Origin of the sequence: Sphingomonas sp. Leaf357 (assembly GCF_001423845.1) — a bacterium.
In the GTDB taxonomy this organism is placed as follows: Bacteria; Pseudomonadota; Alphaproteobacteria; order Sphingomonadales; family Sphingomonadaceae; genus Sphingomonas.
This window is the reverse complement of record NZ_LMPM01000001.1, coordinates 2639925-2653332: the sequence shown is the minus strand read 5'-3', so window position 1 is coordinate 2653332 and position 13408 is coordinate 2639925. Positions and strand designations below refer to the sequence as shown.

Genomic DNA, 13408 nt, shown 5'->3' with positions numbered 1-13408 from the left:
CTATCTTATCGTCCAACCTATCAGGTAGGTGAAGACGTCCTATCAGATAGCGAAGGTCGTGCACCCAGCATGACTATGCCGATCGGATGCCCGATTGTGCTGGAGAGAATTGGCCGGAGCAGGGATGGGTAGTCAGATCAGTCCGGACTTCACGATCCGGCCTAAATGATGGGCGCTTGCCTTCGGCGTACGCTTGAACGTCTTGCGATCAACCGCGACCAACCCGAAGCGATGGTCGTATCCCCGCGTCCACTCGTAATTGTCGAGCAGGGACCAATGCAGATAGCCGCGCAGGTCGATCCCGTCGGCAAGGCACTGCCGCACCTCAGCCAGCGTCGCATCGATGAAGGCGATGCGGCGCGCATCGTCGCCGGTGGCGATACCGCTTTCGGTAATGAAAACGGGCTTACCGCTCGCTTGCGCGGCGTAGCGCACCATCGCACCAAGAGCGGGCGGATAATATTCGTAGCCGGAATCGGTCTGCTCGGCACCGGTCGGCACGGGCAGGGCGCCATCCGGACCGATCATCACGCGCGTATAGGTCTGCACGCCGATGAAGTCGGACGGCACCGAGGGTTCGAGCCACGTGTCGTACAACGCACGATTGAGCGCCGCCACTTTCGCCGTCCCCCCGGTGGCAGGCTGGAATTCCTGCATCGACAGGCTGATGCCAACCTTTGCCGGGCCTGCTGCCTTGATCGCGGCATAGGCCTTGACATGGGCGATGCGGGTCGGCGGCTCGATCCGCACGGCATCCGCGAAGATCCAGGAGCCGAAACGATCCGACCCGCAGGCTCTCGCGGAGGCGGCGAGCATGCGATCGATCAGCGGCCGCGCCTTCTCGGACCCGGGCGCCAGCACCGTGATGAGGCGCGGGGCATTGATCTCGTTGAAGGTTGTGGCGGCGGTCAACAGCGATCCGAAATGACCCGCAGCGGTGCCCGCGAAGCGAGCGAACAGATCCGGCGCGTCGGGCGCCTCGAAGCCGCCCCGCGCGGCGAACCAGCGCGGCGTCGTGAAGTGACAGAATGTCACCATCGGCGACAGGCCGAGCGCGTGGCATGTTTCCAGCATGGTTTTGTAGTGATCGAGTTCGGCCAGCGAGAACACGCCGGGGCGAGGTTCGATCCGCGCCCATTCGATTCCGAAACGATAGCAGTTGAAGCCCAGCGAGGCTGCGATCCGCATGTCCTCGCCATAGCGATGATAGCTGTCGCAGGCATCGCCGGACGGCTCACGAAATAGCGTGCCCGGGACAGTCTCGTTCAGCCACATGTCCGAATTGACGTTGTTGCCTTCGCTCTGATGGGCGGAGATCGCCGATCCCCACAGGAAGCCCTTTGGCACTTTCCGGTGCCCAGGCGGCGCGGCGGCCGCAACGCCGGGAACTCCGGCCAAGGTCAGCGCGCCCAGCCCGGAAATTACGGTCCGCCTATCCATCTCTCTGTCCTTACCAGCAGCTATAGCCGCCGTCGGCGAGCACGATGCTGCCGGTCATCAGGCTGGCCGCATCGGATGCCAGGAAGAGCACGACGGCGGCGACTTCCTCAGGTTCTCCCAGTCGCGCCTGTGGCGTGCCGTCGATCCAGCGGCGATACATTTCGGATTGCTGGTCGGCAAAGGCGTTGAGCGGTGTCGCGATATAAGTCGGCGCGACGGCGTTGACGCGAACGCCGCGATCCGCCCATTCGGCGGCGAGGCTCTTGGTCAATTGATGCACCGCCGCCTTGGAGGCATTGTAATGCGCCTGGCCCTGCGGGCGATTGACGATCACGCCGGACATCGATCCGATATTGACGATGCTGCCCGATCCCGCCGCCAGCATGTGCCGCCCGAACGCGCGGGCACACCAGAAACTGCCGTTCAGATTGACGTCGAGCACGGCACGCCAGCGCGCATCCTCCATTTCCTCGGCGGCGATCTCGCTCAGCGCGATGCCGGCATTGTTGATCAGGATGTCGATCCGTCCGGTGCGGGCGATCAACGCATCGGCGGCAGCGGTGACGGCGTCGGGGTCGGTCACGTCCAGCCGCAGGCCGGTAACGTCACGACCCTTGGCGGCAAGCGTCTCACACGCTTTGGCTAAGGCGGCCGGGTCGAGATCGGCGATGGTGACGCTCGCGCCGGCCTCGGCCAGGGCATCGGCAACGCACCAGCCGATGCCCTGCGCGCCGCCGGTGACGAACGCGACCCGGCCGTCGAGGCGGAACCTGTCGAGATACATGATCCGTCTCCCGTCAGGACAGATAGGGCGCGGCGGGCATCGGCGGCTCGGTCACCGTTTCTCCGCGCGCCAATTGATACACCTGCCGCGTATCGGCCTCGAATGCCGGCCACGGCAGATAGCCATCGGTCGCGAAGCGGACCCACAAGGCATGGATGCGGGATGCCAGTTCCTGCGGTGGCGCGGTGCCGGTGAGTCCTTCGGGGCCGGTGGTGACGGAGAGGCAATCGAACACGAACGGCAGTTCCATACCGTGCGCCGCACCGAGCCCGCCGCCTGCCGGAGACTGCCATTCGAATTCGTACATGTGCGTGGTGCCGCGATGCGCCGCGGCGAACATTCGTGCCGGCCAGCGGAACACCAGGTCGGTGGTCGCATCGACGAACACGTCGCCGATCGGCCGTTTGCCCGCGCCATAGGCCTTCAGCACGCTCCACGCGCGCGGCATCGACTTACGCAGCACGAACCACGCCAGCAACCGCCCGATCTTGGCCTTCACCCCGGTCGGCACGAAATAGAGGTTCATTTCCTCGGCATTGCTGCCGATCAGCACCTGGATATCCGCGCCCACGCCCTTTTCCAGCGCGGCGACCGGCTTGTCGGGGAGAACGTCGTCTCCGAACACCGGCACGAACCGACTGATGCCGAACACCGGCTCGCGACCCTGCGCATCGCGCAGATCGATGCGGGCGGTGGGTTTGGACACCGCCTCGACCGCGTCGAGACCCGCATCCGGGCCGACAGCGCGGAAGCCCGCCGCGTCCGGGGACACGTTAAGCAACCCCGCGACCTTTTTCACCAGCCGCTGCGCGACCGAGATGTCTCGAACCATCGCGCCATGTCCGCTCTGCACGATCGCGCGACCGAACAGGCCTTGTGCCAGTGGCGACGCGATCAGGTCGGCGATCGCCATCGCACCGGCGGACTCGCCGAACACGGTGACATTGGTCGGGTCGCCTCCAAACGCCGCGATGTTATCCCGCACCCAGGTGAGCGCGGCGATCATGTCGCGGAGGCCGAGGTTGGTCGGCACGCCGGGAATGGGCAGGAAGCCGTCGATGCCGAGCCGGTAATTGATCGCGACATACACGATGCCGTCGCGCGCGAAGGTCGTGCCGTCCTGAACCGACGCATCCTTGCTGCCGACGACGAAGCCGCCGCCGTGAATGAACACCATCACCGGGCGCCCGGCGGCATCGACCGGCGCGACGACGTTGAGCGTCAGATAATCGTCGCCGCGTGCCTGGCCATCGCCGACCAGGGGTATGATGTCGAGGCCCGGAAAGTCCTTGATCCGCTGCGGTGCGCTTGCTCCGCGCATCGTGGCGTCGCGCTCGCCGCTCCATGGATCGACCGGAGCGGGCGGGGCAAAGCGTCGTTCCCCGACCGGCGGTGCGGCATAGGGGATAGCGAAGAAGCTGCGCACGCCGCCGTCGCGCGTTCCAACTATCGTGCCGGCGGTCAGGACGACGCGCTCGTCGTTGATCATGCTGCTGTCCATCGACATGTCCTATTGGCTCGCGGCCGGAGACGTTGCGGCTTCGCCGGTGATCCCGTCCCACAAGGCGCGGATCGCGGGGTCGGGGTCCGCGACGAGATGCGGCACCTGGTCGTACACCATCGTCTGACGGCGGCCGGTTTCGTACCGCGGCCAGCTCGGCAGGCCGCCACCGGACGGCACGCCTGTCCGCGCGAAGGTCGCGAAACTGTGCTGGAACATCCTCACCATGGCGGCTGGCGGCGTCGCGCCGACCAATTCCGGCGAGGTGGCGAGCGCATCGAACAGGAATGGCAGTTCGATTCCGTGCGGCGAGCGCAATGCGCCGCCCAGAACCGGCGTCTGCCAATCGGTGCGGTACATCCAGACCGCGCCGCCGTTGTTCGCTGCCTGCCGCGCTGCCAGCACCTGCGCGCTGTGCGTGAAACCATAGTCGGTGAAGATGCTAGCGAAGATCTGCGATGCCGTATCCGTTGGGCGTCGCGCCTTGTACGCGGCCATCGTGCGATCGACGTTCGGTGCGCCGACCATGGGCGTGATCGCCGTTCGCACCATCGCCTCGTCCATCTTCGGCCACATCGGATTGGCGATCAGGATCGACGTCGCCTCGTCGCGGGCGGTTCCGATCAGCAGGGGAATGCGAGCGGCGGCTTTCGGCGCGTCAGGGGTGAAGAGCTGGCGCGGTACGGTCTGCCCGTCGATCCATGGCTTGAACGACAGGATCCCGACCGCATCGACGGCCGCCGTCAGATCGGCAAGCGGAACGTCACGCAATTTCGCCGCCTCGGTCGTCTTCAGGTTGAGCCTGGCGAGCAGCTTGTCGCGCTGCGCCAAGGCCTCGGCGGGAGTCTGCTCCTTGAGCGATCCGCCGCTCTCGATGATCGCCTTGTGGAAGAGCCCCTCGGCGGTCGGCATTGCCAGTAGCACGGAGATCTTCGCCCCGCCGCCCGATTGACCGAACACCGTCACGTTCGCCGGATCGCCGCCGAACCGCGCGATGTTCGCTTTGATCCAGCGCAGCGCCTGGACGATGTCGAGCTGCCCGACATTGGCGGGTGCGCCGTCGATCCCGAGGTTCAGATAGCCAAGGGCGTTCAGCCGGTGGTTCAGGCTGACCACCACGACGCCCTCGTTGCGCGCCAGACCGGCGCCGTCGTATAGCGGATCATTGGCAGATCCGAAGCCGTATCCGCCGCCGTGAATCCAGACCATCACCGGGCGGTGCGGCTTGGCGCGTGATGGCGTCCAGACGTTGAGCACCAGGCAATCCTCGCCCGCCGGATCTGCCGAAAATTTGATCAGATCGTGCGGCACTTTATGGTCGGTCTGCGGGCACCGTTTCCCCATCGCCGTCGCCGCACGGACCCCGGTCCATTTCTCGGGCGGGCGGGGTGCCTGGAAGCGATGCGCTCCACCGGTGTCCGCACCATATGGAATGCCGAGATACGCTTCGACATGATCGACGATTTTGCCCTCGATCCGACCGTCGACAATTGCGACCTGTGGCCCGCTGGCCGCCGCCATTGTCGGAGCCATTGCGCCGATCATACCTGCAACCAGCATCGCTTTTATGCCCATATCCGACCACGTCCTTTACGTCGCTGAACGCTATCGATGCATGTCCGCCAACAAACCAGCCGCCGGTCCGGGGGATCAAACCTAAATGCCGATCTGCATGATCGCGGATAAGGCGGCAGGACTGACCGCGCCGGGGATGCGGGCGTCGGTGAGCCGCGAATCTTGTCGACGTTGAGGCACCGGCGGAATTTTGCGGCAATCGCGGCGCTTTTGCTACGGCAACGCGACGGGGATGCGACGGCGACGCGACACGAAGGTCACAAGATCGCAGCACCGGCGCGATACTGGCGCGACAGGCGCGCGACACGTGCGCTCCAGAGGCGCGCCGGGATGGTGACGGGCGCGGGCGGTGGAAGTTCACACAAAGTCACACGATCCGAGCATGTGCGCCGGGGATGCTTCGACCAAGAGGCTTTGCAGCGCGCGCCGGATGGTGGCGACGCCGATGGGCGGTATCAACGACGCAAGGAGCGGAGCTGGATAATAGCGCGGCTCGGACTTTGTAGGACAGATCGAAAACGGATTTTAATGATACACTACGGCCATCGCCGCGCTCCGATCGCTGCCACGCCGATCATGGTCCGTCGCAGCAGCACACGGCCAACGGCCTCGCGGGGTGGCCGGCCATCGCATTGCTCGCAGCTTCGCGAAAAAGGCGCGAAAATGATGTCGATCGGCCATGCGAAACGACGAAGAAAACGGACGGGACAGCCGATGATTTGGGCTGGAGCTGCGCAAATTCGCAATGCTCACAGCAAAAAGCCGCCAGCCCTAGGGCCAGCGGCTTCTCGTTCGCGTGACGAAGCGAAATTTAGGCGAACTTGACCGTGGTCTTGACGTTGCGCTTGCGGGCAGCGGCACCGACCATGCCGAAGCCGAGAACCATCAGGCCCCAGGTTGCGGGCTCAGGCACAGCAGCCGTAGCGATCGTCAGGTTGTAGGTACCGAAGTCCTGGTTGTCGAAGCCCGTGATGACGGCGGTGTAGGTCACCGACGGATCGAGCGTGAACGTGAAGCCCGACTGCGTCAGGCTACCGCTGAGATCGTCGTTGAACGCGACGAGGTTCGTCAGCGGCGACGCCGGGTTGAAGGCACCGGCGTACAGCGCCAGGAAGGGATCGTACAGCGCGGTCGTGCTGGTCAGCAGGAACGTGTACGAACCGCCAGCGAGCGGCGAGAACAGGAAGGTGTTGTACGCCACTGCCGTACCGACGGCCGACGTCGAGGTGAGGGTGGTCGGACGGTTGAAAACCGGGCCGCCGCTGGTGTCACCGATGACCGTGTAGACGACGGCAGCGTTGGCTGCCGGGGCGGCTGCGACGGTGAAAGCAGCAACTGCGGCGGCGGTAGCGATCTTGGACATGAAGCTCATGGTAGCACCTTATGGTTGCGGGATAATCCCGAGTTCAAACGTTATCGGTGACCACTAAGCATGACTCGTGCCAACCGCGAAAAAGCGCGGTTTCCAAGACCTCATCAAGGCCAGTTGTAATCGTCAGCGACAGGTGGCGAGCGAAAACGCGCGATACTCAGCGACCCGGCCATGAACGACAGACGGAGTTCACCGATCTCTCATCGGCTCGCTCGGTGATGCGGTTGCCGTTCGTACATCGGCATTTTTAATAAGGTAATCGCGGCATCTGCTCGCTATCGCGCGTCGCCAAGGACACCGTGATCGCTGAAGGGCCAACGGCGGCCCCGAATGGTAGGTCATGCCGCCCCCATTTTTGGGGCTTCGCTCACGGAAGGAAGCGCCGCAACCTTGCGCACGTTCGGTGCTCCGCCCATCGTTTTCGTTGGGCGTCGCGGCAACGAGAACGGCCAACGTCCCAGGGTATCAGAAGCTGCCGCCTAAATATTCCGCCTAAAATCCATGATCTAGCCACCGACTTTCATCACCGATGCGAAGATGGAGGACGACGGATCACCCGGCTCGTCCTTTGCCCTTGAGAGCATCCTCCGCAGCTTTGGCAGCGTCATTGATGGCCTTGTTGGCGGCATTCGCTGCAGCTTGAGCCGCCTTTGCCGCGTCGTCGGCGACCTTCTTGGCGTCCTGGGCGGCCTTTTCCTGAGCCTTTGCCAAATCGGCGGCGAGTTTCGCGGCCGCTTTTTCCGCTGCCTTGGAAATGTCGTCGGCGAGTTTTGCGGCTTGATCCGCTGCAGCCTTGGCTGCCGCATCGGCCGCCTTCGCCGCATCCTTCGATGCTTGTTCCGCCGCCTTGTCGGATGCTGCTTTCGCCGCATCCTTGGCGGCTTTGTCGGCATCCGCTTGCGCCGCGTCAGCAGCGGCCTTCGCCGCCTTCTTGGCCGCATCGTCGGCGTCCTTCGCGGCCTTCTCCGCGAGTTTGCCTGCATCCTTGGAGGCTTGTTCGGCAGCATCCCTGGCAGATTTTTCCGCGTCTTTCAGAGCCTTTGCCGCCTGATCCGCCGCTGCTTTGGCAGCATCCTTGGCGGCCTTGTCGGCCTGTGCCTGAGCAACGGCGGTGATCGCCTTTGCGGCATCGTCGCTTGCTTTGGCGGCATCTCGAGCGGCTCTTTCGGCATCCGCTTGGGCGATGGGATCGCCAAGTGCGGCCGCAGCTTTCGCCGCCGCCTGGGCCGCCGCCGTCGCCGCCTGATCGGCCAGGCCCTGAGCCGCGGCGAGAGACGCCGCTTTGGCAGCCCGGTCCGCTTCGGCCGCCGCCGCATCGTTTCCGGCGTTCTGAGCCGCCGTCGCCGCGGCGGCCGATGCACGGGCGGCGGCATCTGCCGCGTCTTGCGACGTCCGATCTGCGGCGGCCTTGGCGGCATCCTCGGCGGCCCTGATCGCTGCGGCCGCTTCGGCATCGGCCTGCGCGCGCGTGGCGGCTTTGGCGATACGGTCCGCCTCGGCCTTGGCCGCAGTGTCGGCGGCGGCGGCGGCTGCAACCGCGGCATTCTGCGCGGCCAGCTTGGCGGCGGCGGATTCGGCCTCACCGTTCACCTTGTCGGCATTGGCCTGCGCGCTGGCGGAAGCAGCACGCTGTGCGGCTGCATCCGCAAGCTGCGCCGCCTGATCGGCGTCCGCCTTGGCTTGCGCAGCGGCTGCGGCAGCCGCGTTCTGGCTTTCGGCGGCGAGATTTGCCTTTTCCTGCGCCTCGCTGGCGGCGATCGATTTGCTGGCCGTCGCGACGGATTTGATCGCAGACGAGGACGCTTCGGTCGTCGTCTTCGTTACCGTTGCCAATTCGGCGACGTCGGCATTCCCGCTGATCGTTCCGCTCACCAGTCCGCCGGTGACGGTGGCGAGCGAGACAGGTGCTTCATATACCGCCACCGCGATCGCCGGTGTCTCCGCCGGCGCAGCGGCGGTAACGAGCGGGGTGGCGGGTGCCGGCGCGGCGATCGTCGGGGCGGCGGGCGATTCGAGAACGCGCGTCACGCCTGCGGTCTCGACGCGCATACGGTACAGATCCTGCGCGCCGACCATCGCGACCGATCCCGGCCGCAAAAGATCGTGCGCTCCGCCATCAGGCGTGGCCACATCGACCGCGCCCTCGAGCACCTGCACCGAAGCACCCTTCGACGTAATGCCGACCGAGAAGGTCGTGCCCTTCACGACGGCCGCAAGATAAGGCGTCTTGACCTCGAAATGCGGCGTCATCTTCTTCTTGATCATGAAGACGATGTTGCCGACTTCGGCGAACACCTGCGTGAACCCGGTCGCCTGGACCTCGGCAGGCAAGCGCAGCCGCGACGAGGCGGCGACCATCATATATTCGGTCCCGCGCACCAGCACGGCGCGACTGCCGGGGCCGGTGGTCACCGTATCGCCGGCGGCCACCTGTAAGCCGCGCGCCGCGACCTTCGTCACGCCGCTATGCGCGATCTGAACATTGCCACTCGTTTCGCTGACCTTCCAGCCGAGGTCGTTGGCCATTGCCATCGACGAGCAGCTTGCTGCCAGAACAGCGATCAAGTGTTTACGCAAAACGTCTCTCCAACCCGGTCTCGATACCGAGGCGCTAGGGGGCAGACTTTGCGATGGTGTTCAACGACGCGGTAAAGAGGGTTTTTACTAACATTGCGCGTCTAACGTTTTGGAAACGCTTGACCGCTAACCCCGTCCTTCTGGAATTCGGGGATCTTGGATGCGGCGTGGGTTGGGTGGAATTTTACTGGCGGCCGCGATGTTCTGCGCGTCGGGAGCCGCGGCGCAGGTAGGGCTCAACCAGGCCGATCCTTCGATCGTCGTGCGCTCTCTGCCGAAGCCCGCAGCCCCCGCCGTCGAGCCCGATCCGCTCGTCATCACCGAACCCTCCACGGTGATCGGGTTGGCGCGAACCGGGACGCCGAGGATCGCATCCGCGATCGTGGTGATCGGCGCGCCGGAGATTGCGCGCAGTGCATTCGCCGAGGCGATCATGCCGTATATCGGCCGCGACTTGCCCGCCGCGGCCTTATCCAGTTTGGCCAGTGACATCGCCAATGGCGCTCGCAAGGCCGGTTACCCTTTCGCAAGCGCATGGGTTGAGCCGCAGACCATGGCGGACGGCATCCTGCGCGTGAAGCTGGATGCGGGCACGCTTTCGGCGGTTCGGGTGATCGGCGCGAACAACGCCCTGGCCGACCGACTCCTGACGAAATCGCTGGTGACGGGTCGCGCTGTTCGCCGCGAGACGCTGGAACGGGCGATCCTGCTGGTCGGGGACATTCCTGGCGTTTCGGTGGTGGAAAGCCGGTACATCCGTCAGGACGGCTTCGGCATCCTGCTCGTCACGATCAAGCAGGATCGCGTCGGAGCCTATGCGCAGGTCGACAATCGCGGCAGCACGGAGGTCGGGCCGATCCGGTCCACCGTGCTGGGCAGCCTGCGCGGCCTCTTGCAGCCGGGTGACGAATTGGGCCTGATCAGCGCGCAGACGCCGTTCCAGCCTTCGGAATTCTTCTTCGTTCGCGGGCGGTATACGAGTCCGCTGAGCGCGGCCGGCACGACGCTGTCCGTTTCAGGGTCCTACGGACGGGCACATCCCGGCGCGTCGCTGCTGCCCTTGCGGGTGATCGGCGAAAGCGTGGACGGCAGCCTGAGCTTGTCGATGCCGCTGATTCGTGGGCAGAAAAAGAGCATGTGGGCGAATGTGGAACTGCGCGGCCTGCGCAGCCACCAGACGTTGCTCGGCAGCGATCTGCGGGACGACCGGCTGGCGACGTTGACTGGCGCACTGAACGGCAACAGCCGCTTCGGGCCGGGCGTTCTGCGCGGTTCGGTCGCGTTGGTCGCCGGTTTGCCGGTTCCTGGCGTGACGCATGAGGGCGACCTGCGCACGTCCCGCAGCGATGGCGATGCGCGGTTCCTGACCGTGAATTACGATCTGGAATGGGTGGTTCCCTTGGCGTCCCGCTTCAGCATCGCCGTGTCGTCACAGGCGCAGATCGCGTCGCGCCCGCTGCTTGCCACGATGGAGATCGGTGTCGGTGGCCCATCGTTCGGGCGCGGTTACGATTATGCGGAGCGGACGGGCGATAACGGAATTCTCGGCGGTGCGGAGTTGCGGATGAATTTGGGCCGCGTCGTTCGCAATGTGATCGATCGCGCGCAAATTTACGGTGCCGTCGATGGCGGCTATGTCGGCAATCTGCGCAACGGATCGGGTGGTGGCGCCCTGCTCTCCACCGCGGCCGGGCTACGTCTGGGGCGCGGCCGTCTGGACGGGATGCTGGAGGTGGCGCTCCCGCTGAACGAGGATCGGTTCGACACCAGGAACCGCCAGCCGCGCATCTCCTTCCGACTTTCGCGCGTGTTCTGATGCGGATGGGTCGTCTTCGTGGCAGGGTGATGCGCGTGCGTCCGTCGTCGTGGATGATCCTGGCGGCCACGGCCTTTTTCGGGCTATATCTATCGCTGAGCATGACCGGCGCGGCAATGGACCGGGCGCTTTCGCCGGCGCGTTTCGGCATCCTGCATCGCGCCGCCAGCGGCACGGTCGTCATCGTCGAGATGGACGCTCAAAGTACGGCAGTGATCAAGCGCTGGCCGTGGTCCCGTTCCTATTACGCCGCCGCCGTGGACCGGCTGCGTGAAGCGGGTGCCTCACCGATCGTGTTCGATGTCGAGTTCTCCTCTTCATCGGATTCTGGCGGGGATCGCGCGTTCGCCGCCGCGCTGGCGCGGGCGGAGGGCAGGGTCGTGCTCCCGACGTTCGGGCAGACCGCGAATTCGACCGATCAACGCACGATCGATGCGTTGCCGATTCCCGAATTCCGCTCGCATGCCGCTCTGGCATCGGTGAATATCGCGCCCGATCCGGATGGTCAGGTGCGCACAATGCCGTTCGGTACGATGACCGCAGGCGTTCCGCGGCCGTCATTGTCGGCCTATATCGCGCAACGGTCGGGTGCCGCAGATACCGGCTTTCCGATCGACATGTCGATCGATCCGGCGACGATCCCTCGGCTCAGCTTTATCGATGTCGTCCGGGGGCGCTTCGACCCAGCCACGGTGCGCGGCCACAGCGTCCTTATCGGGGCGACCGCGATCGAGATGGGCGACCGGTACGGAACACCGCAATGGGGCGTCATTCCCGGTGTCGTGGTGCAGGCGATGGCGGCGGAAACGCTGTTGCGCGGGGTGCCGGGGGAGGGAGCGGCGCTCGTGCCGTATCTGATCGCGCTGCTTGCGGCCGCCGCGATGGTGGCGGCGGCATCGACCCGACGCCTGCTGTTCGCCAGCGCCCTGTCGCTTTCTGTAACCGTCGCAGTCGTCTTGGCGGTGCAGCACTGGCTGTTGGTCACCTACCCGCTGGCCGTCGCACTTGGCATGATCTTTCTGGCCGGCATCGCTTGTGCGTTGCGCGACGTCAGCGACAGTTTCAGGCTGCAGCGGACGATCGACGAAGCGACTGGATTGCCCAATGCGCGTGCGATGTCCGCGGTCGTCGACACGACCGACGCAATTACGCTGATCGCGATCCAGATCGACAATTACGATAGCCTGTTGGCGGTGCTGGGCGTCCGCGGGACGAGCGATGTCGTGACACGCGTATCCGAGAGGCTTGCGCTGATCGCCGACGAGCGGCGCGTGTTTCGTACCAGCGAGCGGCAACTGGCCTTCACATTGCCGGCCGATCAGCCGATCGAGGATACCCTAGACGGCCTTCGCCTCGTGTTGCGCCAGCCGGTCGAGGTCGCCGGACGCCGGGTCGACGTCGCTGCCTCGGCAGGTGTGTCGTCGGGAACGGACACCGTCGAACACCTGCTGGTCGAAGCGGCGATCGCGGCCGACGATGCGGCGAGGGCAGGGGTCTTCTGGCGCAGCAGCACCCACGAAACCGAGGATCGCGACGTCGCCATATCACTGATGGGCGAACTGGACGACGCCTTGGCCGCCGACCAGATCGAGGTCTTCTATCAACCCAAATACAACCTGCGCGAAGATCGCATCACCAGCGTCGAGGCGCTGGTCCGCTGGCAACATCCGCAGCGTGGCTTCATCGGACCCGATCTGTTCATTCCGCTGGCGGAAAAGACCAACCGCATCGAGCCGATGACGCTTCATGTTTTGCGCAGGGTCGTCCGCGATCTGGCGGCGTGGCGATCTACGCATGCCGACGTCACGGCCGCGGTCAACATCTCTGCAAACCTGTTGTCCGACGCGTCGTTCAACACCAGGGTCGAGGCGATCCTGCGGGCTTCAGGCTTGCCGAATTCGTCTCTGGTGTTCGAAGTCACCGAGTCCGCGACCATGTCGGACCCGGTCAGCGCGATCGCCGCGCTGAAGCGGTATCGTGATCTTGGCATCGCCGTGTCGATGGACGATTATGGCACGGGCCAATCGACGCTGACCTATCTCCGCCAGTTGCCGCTCAGCGAGTTGAAGATCGACCGGAGCTTCGTGCAGCACGCTCACCGCAATGCCAACGATGCGCTGCTCGTACGATCGACCATAGAATTAGCGCATAACCTCGGCCTGAAAGTGGTTGCGGAAGGCGTGGAAGATGTCGACTGCCTCGCATTCCTGCGCGATTGCGGGTGCGACCTGATCCAGGGCTATCTCATCTCGCGTCCCGTACCGCTGCCCCGGTTGCTGCAATTGCTCGATGCGAGCATTGCTCAGGTCGCGTGAGATGCAGTCGTTCGCATTCGCCCCGCTT

At 65.0% G+C, this 13408-nt stretch carries 8 protein-coding genes; 2 read left to right on the top strand and 6 right to left on the bottom strand.

From position 1 onward, the window contains the following. Positions 1 to 132: 132 nt before the first annotated feature. From ASG11_RS12445 to ASG11_RS12420, 6 genes are all read right to left on the bottom strand, one after another. A complete protein-coding gene (locus ASG11_RS12445; RefSeq protein ID WP_055779655.1) occupies positions 133 to 1440 on the bottom strand; it encodes a glycoside hydrolase family 1 protein in 1308 nt (435 codons plus the stop codon). 10 nt (positions 1441 to 1450) lie between these two features. Beyond that, entirely contained in the window at positions 1451 to 2224 is a 774-nt protein-coding gene (locus ASG11_RS12440; protein WP_055779653.1) for an SDR family NAD(P)-dependent oxidoreductase, read from the bottom strand. A gap of 13 nt (positions 2225 to 2237) precedes the next feature. Next, positions 2238 to 3725, bottom strand: coding sequence for a carboxylesterase/lipase family protein (locus ASG11_RS12435; RefSeq protein WP_236697471.1), 1488 nt, complete (start codon positions 3723 to 3725; stop codon positions 2238 to 2240). A gap of 9 nt (positions 3726 to 3734) precedes the next feature. Further along, the gene (locus tag ASG11_RS12430) at positions 3735 to 5258 is read right to left on the bottom strand and encodes a carboxylesterase/lipase family protein (protein ID WP_168371732.1); all 1524 of its coding nucleotides are present in this window, start codon (positions 5256 to 5258) and stop codon (positions 3735 to 3737) included. Positions 5259 to 6111: 853 nt separating this feature from the next. After that, a complete protein-coding gene (locus ASG11_RS12425) occupies positions 6112 to 6672 on the bottom strand; it encodes a PEPxxWA-CTERM sorting domain-containing protein (RefSeq protein WP_055779648.1) in 561 nt (186 codons plus the stop codon). Between the two features lie 552 nt (positions 6673 to 7224). Further along, entirely contained in the window at positions 7225 to 9204 is a 1980-nt protein-coding gene (locus tag ASG11_RS12420; protein ID WP_236697470.1) for a FecR family protein, read from the bottom strand. A 205-nt stretch (positions 9205 to 9409) separates the two neighbouring features. On the opposite strand from ASG11_RS12420, the gene ASG11_RS12415 reads away from it, so the two are divergent. Both ASG11_RS12415 and ASG11_RS12410 read left to right on the top strand, forming a co-directional pair. Further along, positions 9410 to 11065: a ShlB/FhaC/HecB family hemolysin secretion/activation protein gene (locus ASG11_RS12415; protein WP_055779644.1), complete on the top strand. Its 1656-nt coding sequence runs from the start codon at positions 9410 to 9412 to the stop codon at positions 11063 to 11065. A gap of 29 nt (positions 11066 to 11094) precedes the next feature. Further along, entirely contained in the window at positions 11095 to 13380 is a 2286-nt protein-coding gene (locus tag ASG11_RS12410) for an EAL domain-containing protein (protein WP_236697469.1), read from the top strand. The last annotated feature ends 28 nt before the right edge of the window (positions 13381 to 13408 follow it).